The sequence below is a fragment of the Rhizobium sp. M10 genome (genome assembly GCF_002531955.1).
In the GTDB taxonomy this organism is placed as follows: Bacteria; Pseudomonadota; Alphaproteobacteria; order Rhizobiales; family Rhizobiaceae; genus Rhizobium; species Rhizobium etli_C.
Genome location: NZ_NWTA01000018.1, coordinates 20978 through 40757, shown reverse-complemented (window position 1 = coordinate 40757; position 19780 = coordinate 20978). Strand labels below are relative to the sequence as shown.

The 19780-nt window shown below is 64.3% G+C and carries 16 protein-coding genes and 1 pseudogene; 5 read left to right on the top strand and 12 right to left on the bottom strand.

The window, feature by feature from the left end; all coding sequences use genetic code 11:
- Positions 1 to 8: 8 nt before the first annotated feature.
- The 4 genes from CO671_RS23595 to CO671_RS23580 form a co-directional block, all read right to left on the bottom strand.
- Entirely contained in the window at positions 9 to 1979 is a 1971-nt protein-coding gene (locus tag CO671_RS23595; protein ID WP_097607935.1) for a DEAD/DEAH box helicase, read from the bottom strand.
- Positions 1980 to 2077: 98 nt separating this feature from the next.
- Complete coding sequence (locus tag CO671_RS23590; protein ID WP_097607934.1) at positions 2078 to 3934, bottom strand: adenylate/guanylate cyclase domain-containing protein; 1857 nt, start codon at positions 3932 to 3934, stop codon at positions 2078 to 2080.
- Between the two features lie 5 nt (positions 3935 to 3939).
- Positions 3940 to 4458, bottom strand: coding sequence for a FecR domain-containing protein (locus CO671_RS23585; protein ID WP_097607933.1), 519 nt, complete (start codon positions 4456 to 4458; stop codon positions 3940 to 3942).
- Positions 4459 to 4594: 136 nt separating this feature from the next.
- Complete coding sequence (locus CO671_RS23580) at positions 4595 to 5740, bottom strand: citrate synthase (protein WP_170965043.1); 1146 nt, start codon at positions 5738 to 5740, stop codon at positions 4595 to 4597.
- 84 nt (positions 5741 to 5824) lie between these two features.
- On the opposite strand from CO671_RS23580, the gene CO671_RS23575 reads away from it, so the two are divergent.
- Positions 5825 to 6913, top strand: coding sequence for a citrate synthase/methylcitrate synthase (locus CO671_RS23575; protein WP_097607931.1), 1089 nt, complete (start codon positions 5825 to 5827; stop codon positions 6911 to 6913).
- A 70-nt stretch (positions 6914 to 6983) separates the two neighbouring features.
- On the opposite strand, the gene CO671_RS23570 is transcribed toward CO671_RS23575, so the two are convergent.
- From CO671_RS23570 to CO671_RS23555, 4 genes are all read right to left on the bottom strand, one after another.
- Positions 6984 to 8612 (bottom strand): CTP synthase, encoded by a 1629-nt coding sequence (locus CO671_RS23570; protein WP_097607930.1) that lies wholly within the window; start codon positions 8610 to 8612, stop codon positions 6984 to 6986.
- 143 nt (positions 8613 to 8755) lie between these two features.
- Positions 8756 to 9283, bottom strand: a complete 528-nt coding sequence (gene secG / locus CO671_RS23565; protein ID WP_097607929.1) for a preprotein translocase subunit SecG — start codon at positions 9281 to 9283, stop codon at positions 8756 to 8758.
- A 137-nt stretch (positions 9284 to 9420) separates the two neighbouring features.
- A complete protein-coding gene (gene tpiA, locus CO671_RS23560) occupies positions 9421 to 10191 on the bottom strand; it encodes a triose-phosphate isomerase (RefSeq protein WP_038689029.1) in 771 nt (256 codons plus the stop codon).
- A gap of 126 nt (positions 10192 to 10317) precedes the next feature.
- Positions 10318 to 11217 (bottom strand): phospholipase, encoded by a 900-nt coding sequence (locus CO671_RS23555; RefSeq protein ID WP_097608032.1) that lies wholly within the window; start codon positions 11215 to 11217, stop codon positions 10318 to 10320.
- A gap of 208 nt (positions 11218 to 11425) precedes the next feature.
- On the opposite strand from CO671_RS23555, the gene parE reads away from it, so the two are divergent.
- The 3 genes and pseudogenes from parE (at position 11426) to CO671_RS23535 (ending at position 16153) form a co-directional block, all read left to right on the top strand.
- Positions 11426 to 13501, top strand: coding sequence for a DNA topoisomerase IV subunit B (gene parE, locus CO671_RS23550; RefSeq protein ID WP_097607928.1), 2076 nt, complete (start codon positions 11426 to 11428; stop codon positions 13499 to 13501).
- Positions 13502 to 13696: 195 nt separating this feature from the next.
- A pseudogene (locus tag CO671_RS23540) lies at positions 13697 to 14835 on the top strand (esterase-like activity of phytase family protein).
- Between the two features lie 115 nt (positions 14836 to 14950).
- Complete coding sequence (locus CO671_RS23535; protein ID WP_097607927.1) at positions 14951 to 16153, top strand: AI-2E family transporter; 1203 nt, start codon at positions 14951 to 14953, stop codon at positions 16151 to 16153.
- Between the two features lie 16 nt (positions 16154 to 16169).
- On the opposite strand, the gene CO671_RS23530 is transcribed toward CO671_RS23535, so the two are convergent.
- Positions 16170 to 16628 (bottom strand): GNAT family N-acetyltransferase, encoded by a 459-nt coding sequence (locus CO671_RS23530; protein WP_097607926.1) that lies wholly within the window; start codon positions 16626 to 16628, stop codon positions 16170 to 16172.
- Between the two features lie 128 nt (positions 16629 to 16756).
- Here CO671_RS23530 and CO671_RS23525 point away from each other — a divergent pair, with 128 nt between their 5' ends.
- Positions 16757 to 17167, top strand: coding sequence for a hypothetical protein (locus tag CO671_RS23525; protein WP_097607925.1), 411 nt, complete (start codon positions 16757 to 16759; stop codon positions 17165 to 17167).
- Positions 17168 to 17266: 99 nt separating this feature from the next.
- On the opposite strand, the gene CO671_RS23520 is transcribed toward CO671_RS23525, so the two are convergent.
- From CO671_RS23520 to CO671_RS23510, 3 genes are all read right to left on the bottom strand, one after another.
- Positions 17267 to 18412, bottom strand: a complete 1146-nt coding sequence (locus CO671_RS23520; RefSeq protein ID WP_097607924.1) for a DUF2336 domain-containing protein — start codon at positions 18410 to 18412, stop codon at positions 17267 to 17269.
- A 101-nt stretch (positions 18413 to 18513) separates the two neighbouring features.
- Complete coding sequence (locus CO671_RS23515; protein WP_097607923.1) at positions 18514 to 19122, bottom strand: flavin reductase family protein; 609 nt, start codon at positions 19120 to 19122, stop codon at positions 18514 to 18516.
- Positions 19122 to 19706: a nitroreductase gene (locus CO671_RS23510; protein WP_097607922.1), complete on the bottom strand. Its 585-nt coding sequence runs from the start codon at positions 19704 to 19706 to the stop codon at positions 19122 to 19124. The genes CO671_RS23515 and CO671_RS23510 overlap by 1 nt, the downstream gene beginning before the upstream one ends.
- Positions 19707 to 19780: the final 74 nt, after the last annotated feature.

Genomic DNA, 19780 nt, shown 5'->3' with positions numbered 1-19780 from the left:
CGGCAAAATCAGCCGGGCTTCTTCTTCGAAAACTTGTTCTTCGGCCCGGCACCGCCCTTGCCCTCGTATTTCGGGCGTTCGGATTTGGCGCCTTCGAATTTCGGCTTGTCATATCTGGGCTTGTCGGATTTCGGGCCATCGAAGCCAGGCTTGCCGGGTTTCTTGCTCCACGGCTTGCTATCCTGCTTCTCCCCGCCGGCATTCTCGGCCGCAGCATATCCGCCGCCCGAACCCTTGCCGAACTTCTTTTTCGGTCGCTCGTCGCGGAAGTTATCGCCCGGCCGTTCGTCACGGGACGACTTGCCGGCATAGGGCTTCTGTGCCGCCGCACGGCTGAAATCCGGCGTGCCGGAAAGCCGGGTCACGCGGATACCGCGTTCGAGCGTCTTGTTCGGTCCGAGCGCCTCCTGGAAGCTGTCGGCGCTTGCCGCGGCAATCTCGACAAAGGTTTCCTCGGGCTGCATCTTGATCGCGCCGATCTCGCGCTTCGTTACATTGCCGTTGCGGCAGAGCATCGGGATCAGCCAGCGCGGCTCGGCATTCTGCTTGCGTCCGACCGAGACGGAGAACCAGGCGCTGGGGCCGAAATCCTCGCGCGGTCCCTTCTGTGCCGGCGCGTATGGCTCGGCATTGTCGCGGCGCTTGCGGCTGCCCCCGTCCTGCACGGTGACCTCGATCAGATCCTCCGGCGCCGAATGATTGGTGCGGTAGAGACGCAGGAAGGCGGCGGCGAGCTTTTCGGCGCCGTGGCTCGCAAGAAGCTGCTGCACCAACCCCTGCTCTTCTTCCTGCGGCGCCTCGCTGAAGATGGGATCGGCGAGCAGCCGTTCGTCGTCGCGCTCGTTCACCTCCTCGGCCGACGGCGGCCGCGCCCAGGCAGCCGAAATGCCGGCATTCTCCAGCAGGCGTTCGGCCTTGCGCCGCGCATTCAGCGGCACGATCATGGCGCTGATGCCCTTGCGCCCGGCCCGGCCGGTACGGCCGCTGCGGTGCAGCAGCGTTTCCGGATTGGTCGGCAGGTCGGCATGGATGACGAGATCGAGGCCGGGCAGATCGATGCCGCGGGCAGCGACGTCGGTCGCGATGCAGACGCGGGCGCGGCCGTCGCGCATCGCCTGCAGCGCATGGCTGCGTTCGTTCTGCGTCAGCTCACCGGAAAGCGCCACGACCGAAAAATTGCGATTGTTGAAGCGCGCGGTCAGGTGATTGACGGCGGCGCGCGTCGAACAGAAAACAATGGCGTTGGTCGCCTCGTAATAACGCAGCACATTGATGATCGCGTTCTCGCGGTCGCTCGGAGCCACCATCAGCGCCCGATATTCGATATCGACATGCTGCTTTTCCTCGGCCGCGGTGCTGATGCGCACCGCATCGCGCTGATAGCTCTTGGCAAGCTTGGCAATCGCCGCCGGCACGGTCGCCGAAAACATCAGCGTCCGGCGCTCGTCCGGCGCCGAGTCAAGAATGAATTCCAGATCCTCGCGGAAGCCGAGATCGAGCATTTCGTCGGCCTCGTCGAGTACGGCGGCCTTCAGCTCCGACATGTCGAGCGCGTTGCGGCGGATATGATCGCAGAGCCGGCCCGGCGTGCCGACGACGATATGGGCGCCGCGTTCGAGCGAACGGCGCTCACTGCGGATGTCCATGCCGCCGACGCAGCTGGCGATCACCGCGCCGGTCATCTCGTAGAGCCATTCGAGCTCGCGTTTCACCTGCAGGGCAAGTTCACGGGTCGGGGCGATGACGAGGGCGAGCGGGGCGCCGGCATTGCCGAAGCGTTCCCTGCCCTCAAGCAGCGTCGGCGCCAGCGCCAGCCCGAAGGCGACAGTCTTGCCGGAACCGGTCTGGGCGGAAACCAGAGCGTCGGATGCGGCAAGATCAGGATCGAGCATCGACTTCTGCACCGGGGTGAGTTCGGCGTAACCGCGCTTCTGCAACGCCTTGGCGATCGCCGGAACGACGCCGTTGAATTCTGTCATGAGTTCGATCTTTCGGAGCTGTCAGGCGCGAAATGCGCCATGGCCGGAGCCAGCCGGCGGGATATTTGCGCCGTTCCTAGCCGCTCCCGCAGCGATTGTCAAAGCGTGCGGCTGCGCCACAGCCAAGCGTCGATATGGCTTGCCCGGCCGCGCAGCTCCGTTTCCAACGGCCCCTCCATCCCGCCGGCCTGCAGCAGCGCGCTGTCAGCACCTGCAGCACGGACGATTTCGTCGCTCAGCGCTAGCTCGACGCCGTTGCGGGCGGCGACTTCCATCAGCCGGCTGCCGACATTCACGGTGTCGCCCGCCGCGGTGATCTGCTGCCGGTCGCCGGTGCCGAGCCGTGAGGCGACGATCGGGCCGCAATGGGCGCCGACCTTGAAGCCGATCTTCTTCTCGGCAAAGCCCGCATGCGCGCCAAGCCAGGCCCGCGTACGCTCGCAGAGGCCGACCGCGCAGGCGACGGCGCGGGCGGCATCGTCATCGGCCGGCTGCGGCAGGCCGAACAGGATCATTGCCCCGTCGCCCATGAAGCTGGTGATGGCGCCGCCGTGAGAGCGGGCCTCCTCGTCGATGATTTCGAAGAAACCGCTCAGCACTTCGCTGACCTTGACCGGTCCGAGCTTTTCGCTGAGACCCGTGAAGCCCGAGAGATCGATGAAGACGACCGCAGCGTTCTGGCGCACCGGCGCAGCAAGGAAATTCGGATCGCGCGCCAACCATTCGCCCATGCCGGGAGCCTCGATGCGTTGCAGGAGCGCGCTCTGCTCGGCGAAATGGCGGGCGCGGCCGCGGTCGAGCCAGAGTTCGGCCGCACCGAGCGCCACCGCCGGCGGCAACGCCGCGGCGATCGGCAAAGCCGCACTCAGCCAATAGCCATGGGCAAAGGCCGACAGATTGAGCATGGCCCAGACCACCAGCACCAGCACCATGATGAGGTAACCCGCAGCACTCCGCCGCCAAGCCATCAGCGAAACGAGCAGGAGCGCCAGGCCGATGGCAATACCGGCATCGATCAGCCTCATCCTGTGGTCGCGCACCATGCCGTCGCCGGTGACGAGATGGATGATTGCCGTCGACATCACCTCGACGCCGGGCATGACGGGATCGAACGGTGTCGGGAAGACGTCGCCGCCGCCGGTGACCGTCGAACCGATGACAACGATGCGGCCTGCCACCGCCGCCGCCGGCAGCTTGCCGTCAAGCGCATCGGCGGCGCTGAAGGTGGCGATGCTGCCGCGCCCGCCATAGAAGGTCAGCGGCAGGCGTTGACCGATATCCGTGGGAATATGCAGCGCTCCGAGCATGACGGCATCACGTTCGATACCGGGATCGGCGCCGAGCGCCACCGAGGCGGCACGCAACGGAAAAGCCAGATCCAGTCGGTCGGCGGTGCGCGAAATCAGCGGAATGAAGCGCGGCGTGCCGGTCTGATCGGTTGCGACATTGACGATGCCGACCGCCGCTGCCTCGGCAAAGCGCGGGAGCGGCAGCAGAAGCTGGTTTGCCTCGGGGATGGCGGCCAACGGATCCTCGGCGGCATCGGTGACCCGCTGCCTGCTTTGCGCAAAGGTGGCCGCGCCCGCGATGACGGTTGGCCCCTGGCGCAAGGCGGCGGTCAGCGCCGCATCACCTTCCTCCGGCCCCGGATCGACGAGCAGAATGTCGAGCGCCAGGGCTTTCGGCTTGCCCGCATTGATCGCGCCGACAAGGCGGGCAAGCGTGGCCCGGTCGAGCGGATAGCCATGGGCGGCGGCGGTGCGGTCATCGATCGCGACGATCGAGACGACGGGCGGCGGCTCTCTTGCGCCGACGACGAGGCTGCGGATATCCGCAAGCGTCGCCTCCATCCGGTCGAGAAGGCCCACCTCGCCGTTGAGATTGAGATAACCGAGCGCCGCGCCCCAGAGACCGGCGAACAGCAGCGCGATCACGGTCAGCAGACGATGGCTCATGATAGTTATTGGCCGAGGCGGGCAAGAAGGGCCGCGACGCGCGGCGCCGGCCAGCGGCGCACGACAAGAGGTTCGGTTGAGCTGGACACATCGACGCCCTCGCCCGGCGACAGCACTACCGGCTCGCCGGCCGGCCGACGGACGGCAACGCTGCCCCTGACCACCAGCACCGAGGTCTTGCCGCCTGCGACGTCGACAGCCCATTGCGTGCCACGCACGGCAGCAATCGCCTGCGGCGTCACCACCTGGAAGCCACCTGTGTGCTGACTGCTGTCGACATCGACGAGAATGGCCTTGCGCCGCAGCGACGCCGAATCGGGACTGCCGTCACGGTTGCGGTCGGAGAGGCGGAAAGACGCGCCGGCTTCTGCCGTCACCTTAACGCCGCCGGGGCAGCTCAGCACCTGGCGGGCGCCGGCGTCACGCGATATCGCGCAGCCCGCAGACTGCGCCAAGGCCACGTCATGCGGAATGAAGCCGGCAGCCAGCGCGGCGACAAACAGGTTGCGAAGCGTCGTATACATGGAAAGCCCCCGTGACCGCGCGGAGCAGCTTTTGCGAAAGCGCCCGCCAACCGTCTTCTTCCATATCGGCCATGATAGCCGAATTCCGATATTTCCCTAGGCGAAAAAGCAGCCCGGTGAGACCACCGGCGAATTCTCAGGCACCGCTTCTCATCTGCGGCGCCGGCCCGGCATAACGCGCGCGCGGCCGGATCAACTCTCCGCTCTCGATCTGCTCCATCGCATGCGCGAGCCAGCCGGTGGAACGGGCAAGCGAAAAAATGATGATCGGCGCCTCTCGAGGCAGCCCGAAGGCGGCCGCCATGGCGGAAAGCGCGAAATCGACATTGACCTTCTCGCCGACCATCTCCTCGCCGGTTTCCCGAAGCGCGGCAAATTGCGACGGCAGGGAAAAATGCGAAAGCAGTGCCAAAGCCCTGATGTCGCCATCGGGATAGAGCGGATGGCCGAAGGCCGAGAGGTGATTGCCCTGGACAAGCGAGCGGCGGATCGCCTGCTCCGCGCCGAGCGCCGACGATGACTCGATCAGGGCGTCGACGCCTTGCCAGGCAGCGCCGTGCAGCGGCCCCGTCAGCGTTGCGAGACCCGAGAGCACGGCGGCCGAAAGTGCCGCGCCCGCCGAGGCGGTGACCCGCGCCGCAAAGGCCGAGGCGTTGAGTTCGTGATCGGCAAGCAGCACCAGCGCCCGGCGCAGGCAATCGGCGGCATCCGGCCGTTCCCAGCTTGCCGCCAGCCGCAGGTGCAGCGGCTGGGCCGCAGGCCCTGGCGCCAGCGCATCGGCGATGGTCGAGAGAACGCCGTGCGCCTCGCGCCGCAGGGCGGCCTGGGATCGGCCGAGCGATGGCAGGTCCACCGTCACCCGCCCGGCCAGTGCCAGGAAAGCAGCCTGAAGCGACGGCGGGCCATTTCCGGCTGCTGCGCCCGAGAACAGCGTTTCCGCGCCGTTCCAGAGCAGTGCCGCCGTCTGCTCCAGCGTCGCCGCCTCGGCGAAATCGGCGGTATCCCGTCCGCGATAAAAAAGCCGTCCTGCGATGATGGTGGAGATCGCCGAGGCGAGAACCGGGTCACCCCATCGGATCGTCTCGGCAGCAACCGTTTCGGCCTTGCGGCGGCCGGCATGGCGTTCGGCCAGTCGCTGCACGTCGGCGGCCTGGTAGAGGCTGCGGCGCGGGTCGGCGGGATCGGGCTTGGCGCGGATGCGCCCGCGGCTGACATTGGCGTAAAGCGTCTGCGGCTTGGTCTTCAGCGCCTGCAGCGCCTCCTCGGCGGTCAGCCACGGCATCGGAGCCTCATATTGATCAATTGCATCAAGATTGACGTCAATGAGACTAGGTCGGATCATCCTTTGTCGTAAAGGAGAAACAATATGAAAAACGGCTTGGAAGACGTCATCGCCGCCGAAACGCAGCTCTCGGATGTCGATGGCGAAGCGGGGCGGCTGATCATCCGCGGCGTATCGCTGGATCATCTCGTCGCGGGCGGGACCTATGAGGGCGTTGCCGCCCTGTTGCTGGATGGCCTGATGGAGCGAAGCTTCGATGAAGCGGAATTGCGCGGCTGGCTGGCGAACGCGCGAACGAAAGCCTTCGCCCATATCGAGGCCGCCGACGCCGCCCTGCTCGCACTGCCGCCGGTCGATGCGATGCGGGCGCTGATCGCCCGGCTGCCCGATGGCGAGGATTTGGATATAGCGCTCGGCCTTCTGGCAGCGCCCGCAGTCTTCCTGCCCGCGGTTCTTAGGCTGCAGCGCGGCCAAAAGCCGATTGCGCCCGATGCCGCACTGTCGCAGGCGGCCGATATCCTGCGCATGCTGACTGGAAAATTGCCGAGCAAGGAGCAAGTGGCGGCGCTCGATACCTATCTCGTCACGATCTCAGACCACGGCTTCAACGCCTCGACCTTCGCATCGCGGGTCATCGCCTCGACCCAGGCCGGCCTCACCTCTTCCGTGCTGGCGGCGCTGAGCGCGCTGAAGGGGCCGCTGCATGGCGGCGCGCCCGGGCCTGTCCTCGACATGCTGGATGCCGTGGGAACGGCGGAGAATGCCGGCCGTTGGCTCGGCGACGCGCTCGATCGCGGCGAAAGGCTGATGGGCTTCGGCCACCGCATCTATCGTGTGCGCGATCCGCGCGCCGATGCGCTGAAAGGCGCGCTGAAGCCGCTGATCGCGTCGGGACAGGTGGACAGCGCCCGCGGTGCGCTGGCGGAAGCCGTGGAGGCCGCCGCGTTGGCGATCCTGAAGGCGCGCAAGCCGGACCGGCCGCTCGACGTCAATGTCGAATTCTATACCGCGCTGCTGCTCGAAGCGCTCGGCTTCCCGCGGCAAGCCTTCACCGGCGTGTTCGCGATCGGCCGCACCGTCGGTTGGCTGGCGCATGCGCGCGAACAAGCGCTCGACGGCCGGCTGATTCGCCCGCGTTCGGTCTATATCGGGCCATTGCCGGCTGCTGCATAAAGGCTGATCCGGCAGGATATCCGGATCCAATCCAGATCGCGCGTAATCGCGCGATCTGGTGCCGCACTCGTCAGACGAGGCGGCTCTGCTCCGTTGCCGCTTCGATGAAGCTGGCAAACAGCGGATGTGGGTCGAGCGGGCGGCTCTTCAGTTCGGGGTGATACTGCACGCCGATGAACCAGGGGTGATCGGGATATTCGATCGTCTCCGGCAGAACGCCGTCCGGCGACATGCCGGAGAAGACGAGGCCGCAGCTCTCGAGCCGGTCCTTGTAGTCGATATTGACCTCATAGCGGTGGCGATGACGCTCGGAAATGTCGGTCGAACCGTAGATTTCCGAGATCTTCGTGCCCTTCTTCAGGGCCGCCTTGTAAGCTCCAAGGCGCATCGTGCCGCCGAGATCGCCGGCCGCGGTGCGCTTCTGCAGCTCGTTGCCCTTGACCCATTCGGTCATCAGGCCGACCACCGGTTCTTTCGTCGGGCCGAACTCGGTCGACGAAGCCGCCGGCACATCCGCGAGATTGCGTGCCGCCTCGATGACGGCCATCTGCATGCCGAAACAGATGCCGAAATACGGCACCTTGCGCTCACGGGCAAAGCGGGCCGCATGGATCTTGCCTTCGGAGCCGCGCTCGCCGAAGCCGCCCGGCACGAGGATGCCATGCACCTTTTCCAGATAGGGTGCCGGATCTTCCTTCTCGAAGACCTCGGACTCGATCCATTCGAGCTTGACCTTGACGCGATTGGCGATGCCGCCGTGGTGCAGCGCCTCGATCAGCGATTTATAGGCATCCTTGAGGCCGGTATATTTGCCGACGATCGCGATCGTCACTTCGCCTTCCGGCGTCCGGATGCGGTTGCAGACCTCTTCCCACTGGTCGAGGCGCGGCTTCGGCGCCGGCTCGATGCCGAAGGCGGCGAGCACTTCGTCGTCGAGGCCTTCCTTGTGGTAGGCCATCGGCACGTCATAGATGTTGGCGACATCGAGTGCCTGGATGACGGCGGACGGACGCACGTTGCAGAACAGCGAGAGCTTGCGGCGCTCGGCTTCCGGGATTTCGCGATCGGCGCGCACCAGCAGGATATCGGGATGAATGCCGAGCGCCTGCAGTTCCTTCACCGAGTGCTGGGTCGGCTTGGTCTTCAGTTCGCCTGCCGCCGGAATATAGGGCATCAGCGTCAGATGCACGTAGACGGCGGTGCCGCGCGGCAGGTCGTTGCCGAGCTGGCGGATCGCCTCCATGAAGGGCATCGCCTCGATGTCGCCGACCGTGCCGCCGATCTCGCAGATGACGAAATCGTAGTCCTTGTTGCCCTCGGTGACGAAATCCTTGATCTCGTTGGTGACGTGCGGGATGACCTGCACCGTCGCGCCGAGATAGTCGCCGCGCCGTTCCTTGTCGATGATGTTCTTGTAGATGCGGCCGGTGGTGATGTTGTCGGTCTTGGTTGCCGAACGCCCCGTGAAGCGCTCGTAGTGGCCGAGATCGAGATCGGTTTCCGCACCGTCGTCGGTGACGAAGACTTCGCCATGCTGGGTCGGGCTCATCGTGCCCGGATCCACATTCAGATAGGGGTCGAGCTTGCGAAGCCGGACCCGATAACCACGAGCCTGCAGCAAGGCTCCGAGAGCCGCGGCCGCGATTCCTTTTCCGAGGGAGGAAACCACGCCGCCAGTGATGAATACGTATCGCGCCATGGGATTCACCGGATACCTTTTCAAAAACGATTCCACCAGCCCAAAAATTCTTTTCCAGAACTTTCGAAGCCTGACGCGGGAATCTGAACAAAAGAAAACCGGCAGACCCGAGGGCCTGCCGGCGGTTTATGTCGAAAACCGGTTTACTGTCCCGTCGGGACGCCGGAGGGCTGAGCCGGCGCCGGCGCCGGAGCTGCGGGCGTTGCCGGGGCAGTCGTTGCCGGAGCAGTTGCTGCCGGCGCATCCGTTGAAGGCGCGCTGGCCGCGGGGGCCTGGGCTGCCGGAGCTTGCGCGGCCGGAGCCTGCGGAGCGGGCGCGGCGGCGCCGCTGCTCGGAACGCCGTTGCCGGCCGGCTGGTTGGCCGGAGCCTGTGCGCCGCCGAGCGAATCGAGAATGCCGTTGCCCTGGCCGCTCGTGGCCGGGATGCGGTCGAGAATATCGCCCGGACGGCCCTCGTAACGCGTCAGTATGCCGAGGCCGAGCGACGTCAGGAAGAACAGCGTGGCAAGGATCGCGGTCGTGCGCGTCAGCGCATTGGCCGTGCCGCGGGCCGACATGAAGCCCGAACCGCCGCCGATGCCGAGGCCGCCGCCTTCCGAGCGCTGGATGAGCACGACGCCGACAAGCGCGAGCACGATCATGAGATGGATGACAATCAATACTGTCTGCATGGGTCCAGTCCTGCCCGCCGGAAGACGGACATAATTAAAAATTCTGGCGGCTCTTTACATGAGGCGTTCATCTATTCCAAGCCCTTCGGCCGAGAATACGCCCGGATTGAACGAATAACCCGGGAATAAACAATGCCTCAGGCGAGCAGCGCCTCGTAGGCCCGGTAGATGGCGAGGAAGTCGGCGGCTTTCAAGCTCGCCCCGCCGATCAGCGCGCCGTCGACATTGGCAATGCCCATCAGTTCGCCGGCATTGGCCGGCTTGACCGAGCCGCCATAGAGAAGGCGCATCTTCCGGCCCTGATCGCCGAAGCGCGCCGCCATTTCGGCGCGCATGAAGGCATGCGCCTTTTCCACGTCTCCCGATGTCGGCGTCACACCGGTACCGATCGCCCAGATCGGCTCATAGGCGATAACCGTATTTTCGGCGGTTGCGCCATCCGGAACGGAGGCCGAAAGCTGGCGCTTGATGATGTCGAGCGCCTGGCCGGCGCGGCGTTCGTCCGCCGTCTCGCCGATGCAGATGATCGCCGTCAGCCCGGCGGCAAAGGCGGCCTCCGCCTTGGCGCGCACCAGATGGTCCGTTTCGGCGTGGTCGGTGCGGCGCTCGGAATGGCCGACGATCACATAGGTGCCGAAACTGTCGGCGATCATTTCGGCCGAGATGTCGCCGGTATGCGCCCCGGACGCCTTCTGATGGCAGTCCTGCGCGCCGATCGAAAGCGGGCTGTCGGTGCAAAGCGCGGTCGCCACATAGAGCAGCGTCGCAGGCGGGCAGATCAACGCCTCGACCTTATCGGCGAGCGGCGGACGAACACCCTCGGCGATCGCCTTGATCTGATCCAGAGAGGCACGGGTGCCGTTCATTTTCCAATTTCCCGCCACGAGCGGGCGCACGTCAGGTGTCATGCCGGCCTTCCCTAAATCTGCTTATGCCTGCGGCCATATCAAAAGCTTGCGGCAAAGAAAAGCATCATGCCCCTGACGTAAGGGGAATCTCGGCAATCCCAGGCAAATTTTGCCGAAAAACCCGCGCTAAGCCGCAAGAAGCCAGTTCAACACCCTGCGCCAGTCGATCATCCGGATCGGCGTTCCGTGATTGCCGGTCTGAAACAGCGTGAAGCGCGTCGGATATTTTGCCTTGTGCAGTTTTTCGAACAGCGCCTGCTGGTCGCTGGCGGCATAGACCGGATCGCGGCTGCCATGCGCGAACCAGAGCGGCAGTTTCGACTTGTAGAAGGCGCTTCTGGTGAAATCGGGATCCGTAACCCCGCTCATGACAAGCATGCCCTTCAGCCGCTGGACGCTGGCCCCGTCGCGGGCAATGCCCCAGCAGACCTGACTGCCCATCGAGGCGCAGGACAGGATGACCGGCCGGCCGGGTGATTGGGCGCTGGCATAGCGGATGAGGCCGGCGATGGCGGCAACGCCGTTGCTGTCGAAGCCCTTGACCGTCGGCGAATAATAGACGCCGCCATTGCCGGCGGCGAGGTTCTTCAGCCGGTTGAAATTGCCGCCGAAGCTGTAGTCGTTGGCCCCGAGCCGGCGGTCGCCATCGCGGCCGTGGATGAAGATCACCGTGAAAGCGGCATTTTGCGCCGGTCCCACCCTGGTGACATCGAGGCTGATGCCGTCGAGGGAGAGCGTTTCGTCCGCCTGGGCCTTGCGGATGCCGAGCGCCACATATTTCTGCTGCACCCGCTTCTGCGGGATCTGGTCGCGGCCGTTGATATCGCGCATCTCATCGTAGTCGATGACCTCGAAAGCGCCGTCGTCGCCGGTCTGCAGGATGGTCTGCTTCGAGAACAGATCGTCCTTGAAAGGCCCCAGCGCGTCGGCCGCCTGCGCCGGCCCGCCTGATAACTGCACGACCGCGGACAGGAAAAACGCCGCAATTGCAGATATAACAGTGCAATCACTTGTGGACATTCGCATGCGGATGGTTTCCTGAAGCCTGCCGCCGCTTGCCATTCCGCGCCCGGCAACGCAAATCATGTGTCAAACTCCGCCAGAATTGGCGGTGTCGCGTATAGAGGTGCTTTCTGGCAGAATCTGCCTGATTCGCAAACGTGACATGAAATGCGGTGATTTTGGGTCGGCGGCGGATGCAAGCCCAAGACAGGATGAAGATCTGAACGGCTCCATGGACGACAGCAACGACCTTTTTTCCGGACTGCCCCTTTCTGAAAAACGCGAGGAGGCACAGAAGCCCGTAGCGCCGGCCGCAGCGCCCATCGCCGCGACGCCGCCCCCCGCCTCTGCGCGCCCGGCGCCTGCCGGATCGAACTCGGACGACTACGGCGCTTCGTCGATCCGCGTCCTCGAGGGCCTCGAGCCGGTGCGCATGCGCCCGGGCATGTATATCGGCGGCACCGACGAAAAGGCGCTGCATCATCTCTTTGCCGAAGTCATCGACAATGCGATGGACGAGGCGGTCGCCGGACACGCCAATTTCATCGAAGTGCATCTCGATCTGCAGGGGTACCTCACCGTCACCGATAACGGCCGCGGCATCCCGGTTGAGAACCATCCGCAGGTTCCGGGCAAATCGACGCTCGAAGTCATCATGACCAAGCTGCATGCCGGCGGCAAATTCGACGGCAAGGCGTATGAGACATCGGGCGGCCTGCACGGCGTCGGTGTCTCGGTCGTCAACGCGCTGTCCGACGTCCTCGAGGTCGAGGTGGCGCGCAACCGTAAGCTCTACCGCCAGCGCTTCTCCCGCGGCCTGCCGCAGGGCGGGCTCGAGGAATTGGGCGACGTCCACAATCGCCGCGGCACCCGCGTGCGCTTCCATCCCGACGCCCAGATCTTCGGCGAGCATATGAAGTTCGACGCCGCCCGCGTCTTTCGCATGGCGCGCTCCAAGGCTTACCTCTTCGGTGGCGTCGAGATCCGCTGGAGCTGCGAGCCCGGCGTTCTGCCGGAAGGGTCCGAGGTGCCTGATAAGGCCACCTTCCATTTCCCCGGCGGCCTCAAGGACTATCTCCAGGCGACGATGGGCAAGGAGTTCACCGTCACCCGCGAGATCTTCGCCGGCAAGACCGAGAAGGCCAGCGGCCACGGCTCGATGGAATGGGCGATCACCTGGTATGGCGGCGATCCGCAGGTGCATTCCTATTGCAACACCATCCCGACCCCCGAAGGCGGCACACACGAGGCAGGCCTGCGCATCGCGCTGACCAAGGGGCTGAAGGCCTATGCCGAGCTGACGCAGAACAAGCGCGCCGCGCAGATCACCACCGACGACGTGATGATCTCGGCCGTCGGCATGCTGTCGGTCTTCATCCGCGAGCCGGAATTCGTCGGCCAGACCAAGGACAAGCTGGCGACCGTCGAGGCCCAGCGCATCGTCGAGAATGCGCTGCGCGACCCCTTCGACCACTATCTCGCCGACAATCCGAACGAGGCGGCCAAGCTGCTCGACTGGGTGATCGAGCGCGCCGAGGAGCGCCTGCGCCGCCGCAAGGAAAAGGAAGTCAACCGCAAGACGGCGGTGCGCAAGCTGCGCCTGCCCGGCAAGCTCGCCGACTGCTCGCAGAATACCGCCGAAGGCGCCGAACTCTTCATCGTCGAGGGTGATTCGGCAGGCGGCTCGGCCAAGCAGGCGCGCAATCGCGCCAATCAGGCGATCCTGCCGCTGCGCGGCAAGATCCTCAACGTCGCCAGCGCCGGCCGCGAAAAACTCGGCGCCAACCAGCAGCTCGCCGATCTCATCCAGGCGCTCGGCTGCGGCACCCGCGCGAAATACCGCGACGAAGACCTGCGCTACGAGCGCATCATCGTCATGACCGATGCCGACGTCGACGGCGCCCACATCGCCTCTCTGCTCATCACCTTCTTCTATCAGGAGATGCCGGAGCTGGTGCGCGGCGGTCACCTCTTCCTTGCCGTTCCGCCGCTCTACAAGATCACGCAAGGGGCGAAATCCGCCTATGCCCGCGATGACAATCATCGGGCCGAACTGATGCAGACGGAATTCAAGGGCAAGGCCAAGGTCGAGATCAGCCGCTTCAAAGGTCTCGGCGAAATGATGCCCGCCCAGCTCAAGGAAACCACCATGGACCCGTCCAAGCGCACCCTGCTGAAGGTGCTGATCGACGAGGTGGATTTCGAAGGCACACGCAGCGCCGTCGACGATCTGATGGGCACCAAGCCCGAGGCCCGCTTCCGCTTCATTCAGGAGCGCGCCGCCTTCGCCGAAAACCTGGATATTTAAGCAGGCCTTAGGCGCGCCGCCCCTGACAGAGACTCTCGGCGCGCCCTCATTTTAGCATTTGCGATTTCACGGAACTGACGAAGAACCGTAACAACTCCGTCAAACAACCGGCGCATGAAGCGGTCGGCGCGTGCCCTCCCCGGGAGGAACGCCTGCGTCCGTTCGAACCTTTTCAACCCTTGCCGGATACTTGCCATGACCAAGCGTTTTCTCGCGACTGCCGCTTTCGTTCTCCTGTCCAGCACCGTGACTGTCAGGGCCACCGATATCGGCGCCACCGCCGAAACCGCCTGCCCCTTCGGCGATTGCGCCGCCGGCATTTCGCTCTCCTATCTCGGTGAATTCGTCATCCCGACCGGCCAGATAGAAAACGGCGTCGAATTCGGCGGCATTTCCGGCCTCGATTTCGATGCCGCCACCGGCCACTATCTCGCCATCAGCGACGATCGCTCGGATAAGGCGCCGGCCCGCTTCTATGAACTCGACATCGATGTCGACGCCTCCGGCCTCAAGGGTGTTTCCATCGTCAAGCACGTGACGCTGAAGGACAAGAACGGCGAGCCTTTCGCGGCAAAGACCGTCGATCCGGAATCGATCCGCCTCGGTAAGGACGGCATCTATTGGGGCAGCGAAGGCGACGCCAAGGTGCTGCTGCCGCCCTTCATCCGCGTCGCTGCGCCGGCCGGTACTTTCCTGCGCGAATTCAAGCTGCCGGAAGGCTTTGCACCGACCCTCGACAAGTCGACCGGCATCCGTGACAATCTCGCCCTCGAGGATCTCGCCGTCGCACCCTCGGGCGACGTTTTCGTCGGCGTCGAAGCCGCCCTCTACCAGGACGGCCCGAAGCCGTCGCTGATCACGGGCAGCCTGTCGCGTATCATCCGTTACGACGGCGCGACCGGCGAGCCGAAGGCGCAATATGTCTACCCGGTCTCGCCGATTCCGCAGGCCGCCGCCAAGCCCGACGGCGGCAACGACAACGGCATGTCGGAAATGCTCGCTCTCGACGATCACCGCCTGCTCGCCGTCGAGCGAAGCTATGCAGAAGGCGTCGGCAACAACATCAAGATCATGATGATGGATCTCGCCGACGCGACCGACATATCGGCCATTGCCTCGCTCGCCAAGAACGACCAGCGGGTCGTCCCGGTTCGCAAGACCAGATCCTTGATCTCAGAGCAATCGGCCTTGTCCCCGACAATATCGAGGCCATGTCGCTCGGCAAGGCCAAGGATGGAACCGACGTCCTCATTCTCGGCTCGGACAATAATTTCTCGGCCGCGCAGAAGACGCAGTTCTACGCCTTCAAGATTTTGCGTCGCCCACAACAGTAAGGCATCGGCACTGATGGCTGAATAGCGACGCTTTGTATACGCTTTCACGGTGCGGACCTTGAAACCGCCGGGTTCATAGCCCATAACCAGAAGACAAGAATAAGAAGAGGCGCGCGTGGGTGTGTTTGACCGTCAGAGAAGCAATCATGAACCGCGATGGCTGGGCTCGTCGGCGCCGACACGCACGCCGCTGATACCCTCCATCTCCGCGGCGCGCTGGTTGCTGGTGCTGATCGTCGCCGCCGGCGTCTATTTCTTCTACGGCTTTCTAGTGCCGGTGCTGGCCGCCCTCGTCATCGGCTTCGCCAGCTGGCCGCTCTACCGCAAGCTTCTTGCCCGCGTCGGCGGCAATACGACGATCGCCGCGACCATCGCCATCATCATGATCGTCACCTTTCTGGTCATCCCGATCGGATTTGCGGCCACCTATACGACGGGCGAAGTGCGCACCTGGCTCGCCTGGGCGATCCACGCCAACCGTTCGGGGGCCTCGACACCTGGCTGGATCGCCGCCTTGCCGTTTGCCGGTCCCTATCTCGATGAGCTTTGGACAAAATATATCGGCAGCCCGGGCGCGCTCGGCGAGCTCATCCAGGCGGTCAGCGGCGCCCATATCGGCAATATCTACCGTGCCGTTCTTGCGGCCGGCGGTGGCGCCTTCCATCTTCTCTTGACGCTGCTGTTCATGCTGATCGCGCTGTTCTTCGTCTATCGCGACGGCTTCTCCTTCTCCAAGCAGATCGACATGCTGGGCGAGCGCATCCTGCCGAACCGCTGGGAACGCATTTCCCGCGTCGTTCCGGCGACAATCAGCTCCACCGTCATGGGCATGACGCTGATTGCGATCGGCGAAGGCATCGTGCTCGGTCTTGCCTATTGGATCGCCGGCGTGCCGTCGCCGGTGACGCTTGGCGTGCTGACGGGTGTGATGGCGCTGATACCGGGCGGTGCGCCGCTCTCGTTCACGCTGGTCTCGATCTATCTCCTGGCGAGCGGCTCGCATGTCGCCGGCGTCGGTCTCTTCGTCTGGGGCACGGTCGAGCTCTTCATCGTCGACAAGACGCTGCGGCCGAAGCTCGTCGGCGGCCCGATCAAGCTGCCCTTCCTGCCGACCTTCTTCGGCCTTGTCGGCGGCGTCAAGACGATGGGCTTTCTCGGCCTCTTCATCGGCCCGGTGCTGATGGCGCTGATCGTCGCCATCTGGCGCGAATGGATCCACGAGGCCCGCAACGCCGAGACCAGCGAGCATGGGCCGCAGGTCGTCATCGACGAACAGGCTCCGCCGTCCAAGCCGGTTCCCCGCGTCGCGGAAGGCTGAAGCGGGGCGCAGGCCGCTATCCCAGCTGCTTTTCCATGAACAGGCTGAGCGGGTCCGGCAGATAGGCGCCGAAGGCCTCGATCTCCCGATATCCGTATTTGCGATAGAGAGCGATCGCCTCGGGCTGATAGATGCCGGTTTCAAGCCGGATCGCCATCAGCCGCTTTTCCCGTGCGACGGTCTCCAGCGCGTTCATCAGGCCGCTGGCGATCCTCAGTCCCCTCGCCTGCGGATCGACGAACATGCGCTTGATCTCCGCCGTACCGTCGCCGGCCTCCACCAATGCGCAGCATCCGACGATTGCGCCATGGTTGCGCGCAACGAAGAAACTCACTGACGGTTTTTCCAGGAGAGAAAGGTCCACCAGATGATTGCTCTCGGCCGGATAGAGCGACTGCGCATAGGCATCGGAAAGATCGAGAAGGCGGAGTACGCCCTCCTGCCGCGGCGGCTCTTGGGCAATGGTGACGGACATGCTAACTCCCGATGCGTGCGAGGCGCAATTTTTGCTCGACATGACGAAGAGTTAATGCTCTTGCCTTCATTCGGTTGGAATTGCGCCGTCTAAGGCGATGTCAGGTTCAATAGCCAAGGAAGCAGAATATGCAAGCGGTGCTCATCGCGATGACCATTCTCGGTTGCGACGATTCCGTCACCCAGTGCAGCTATGTCGCGACAGTCGACAAGCGTTGGGAAACCGTTGCCGCCTGCGATGCCGAGGCCGAGCGCCGGCTGAAGGCCTATGCCAAAGTCAGCTATCCCTCGGTGATCGCGGTCTGCGAGGCGCCGAAAGCGGTTGCCGCCGCCGAACCGCCAAAGCCGGCGCCGGCCGCCATTCCTGCGCCCGAGCCTGTCGAACAACCCGTCGGAAAGCTCGCCAGCTTCGCTGAAAATATCGCCGGCCCGGTCCGCGCGCATCTTCCCTCGGGCCGGGACGTCAAGGAGACGCTCTCCAAGCCCGTGCACTTCGTATCCGCCAGCTATTCCTGGGTGGTGACACGGATCGCCGACTAAAGCATGTCGCGCAAAAGTGTGCGCGGTTTTGCGGCAACGACATGCGTGAAAACCGAGAGCTAAAGCGCAAGGAGCGAATCTGAAAGATCGCGATGCGCTTTAGGCCGCTGCAAGCGCCGCATAAACGCGGGCTGATTGCCGCTGCTCGGCGACATGCAGCTTCTCCACCATGTCAAGCAGTTCTCCGACCGCGCCATGTGCGCCATCGTGATGGCGGAATTTTTGGAGAAGACGACCGCAGACGGTGCCGAGCACGCTGCCCGGCGCCTTCCGGGCCGCCTCGCGCCACAGAAGCGTCGCCTCCACGAAGATCACGCTGATATCCCTCGGCAGGCCGGCGGATTCATAGAGCGCGCGCATCGCATGCATGCGTCCCGTCGCCAGGATCGAGCGCACGCGGCGCTCGCCGCAGCCTGTCAGATCGACGATCGCTCCGGCGAAGAAGTCCACCTTGCCGCAGCAGAGGGCGTGCATCAGGAAGGACGGCGTCAGACGGCCGTTGAGACGCAAATGTTCGACGAGGTCAGGTATCTCCCGGGGCGCGATATCGCCGGCAATCGATACGATCGCCGCTTCCGTCGCCTCGCGGCTGATCCGCTGCAGCCGCTGCAGCCCGATCGCCGCCTGAACAAGCGGCAGACCGACCAGCGCATTGCTGACATGCTGGGTCAGCAGCTGGCGGGCATCGGCCGGAAGATCGCTGCGTTCGAGAAGCAGATTGCGGATATCGCAGCAGTCGCCGAGCCGTTCGGCGATGCGCTTCAACGAAAGGCTGGAAATGACAGCGCCCTCGTTCTCGAGCAGGCAGAGCAGCTCCTCTTCATCGCCGACTTCCGCAAGGGCGGCTGAAACCGGCCGCGTCACACGCGCCCTCGCCGCGATCAGCATCCGGGTTGCGCCATTGCCGCGTGCCGCGAGATCGACGAGGTCGGCATCGGAAAGAAGCGGTGAACAGGTGACGGCGTGGCAGGCGATCTCAGGCTGATCGGCGGCAAGCGAAAGGACCAGGCTGCGCGGCGCGTCGGGCGACCAGGCGATCGCCTCGGCAAGGGCAAGCCGCACGCGCGGCGACGGATCGTCGAGCAAAAAGGTCATTGCCATCTCGGCCGCCGCCCGCTCCTCCGCGTTCATCTGAGACTGCAGATAGGCTCGACCGAGTGCGTTCGCGGCCCGGGCCCGATCACCGGTCTTGGCCGTTTCGATCCAACGAAGGAAAGATTCTACGATCACGCGACGCCCCAGCACTTGAACGCGATTCCCTCGCGTTCCTTTCATTGCTGCGACCGTAGCGGCAAAAGGTTTAAGATTCGTTCACCATATTTCTTAAGCCCTTGTATGCCTTCGCGTCAGCCCTCGACCTGGGGCCGGAGCATCTCGAACACATCGCTGCCCTCGCTGTAATCCATGTACCCCATGCGGGCCACAGGCCGGGCGATCGACATGTCGAGGCGGCCGTCCCTGACGATCGCCTCGTCGATGCGGATGCCGATGACCTCGCCGAAGACGATGACGTTTTCGGACGGCGTACCCGACAGCGTCTTCGGCTCGATGATCTCGGTGACCCTGCATTCGAGCACCGCGAAAGCCTCGCCGACATAGGGGGCGTCGATAAGTTCGGCCTGCTTCGGCGTCAGTCCGGCGAAGCCGAATTCGCTCTCGCCATAGGGCAGTGCGGCCGAGGAAAGGTTCATCTTTTCGGCGAGATCGCGGCTGACGAAATTGCAGGTGAAGACGCCGGTCTCGGCGGCGTTGCGCTGGCTGTGCTTGCGGCCCGCCGAAGAGAACATCACCAGCTTCGGCCGGTCGGCGACGGCGTTGAAGAAGGAATAGGGCGCAAGATTGATCGAGCCGTCCCTGCCCTTGCTGCCGATCCAGCCGATCGGACGCGGCGAGACGATCGCCTTGAAGGGATCATGCGCCAGCCCATGGCGGTTGCTGTCGGTGGTGTAGAACATCAATCCTCTCCACCGATCCAGGTGACGGTGTCGGCAAGCTCCGGCCGCGGCCGCTCGATTGCCGGAAATGTCGTCGAGCCTATATGGATGAAGCCCGCCACCTTTTCATCGGAGCCGACGCCGAGCAGCGGATAGGCGCGCTCATCATAGGCGAACCACTCCGTCAGCCAGTTGGCGACGTAGCCATGGGCATTGGCAGACAGGATGACGTTGAGGCAGAGGGCGCCGGCCGACATCAGCTGCTCCCATTCCGGGATCTTGATGTGCGGCCCCGCTTTGCTGACGACGGCCACGACCACAGGCGCGCGGGTGAAGCGGGTGCGCTCGACCTGGATCATCTCTTCGGAAAGGTCGGGTTTCGTCTCGAGCGCCAGCGTCAGCAGCGCCTCGCCGAGGCGGACGCGCTCCTGTCCGCGATAGACGATGAAGCGCCAGGGCGCGATCTTGCCGTGATCGGGAACACGCGAGGCAAGACGCAGGATTTCCTCGATCTCGGCCTTCTCGGGGCCTGGTTCGCACATCTGAAAAGCGGGGATGGAGCGGCGCACGGCAAGGTAGTCGATCAGCTTGATATCGGATTTCATGCGGGAGAAACTTTCATTTTTATGCTGCTGCGAAGCGTGGGTCTTGAATTTGCCATCGCGTTGGTCTTGAAGTG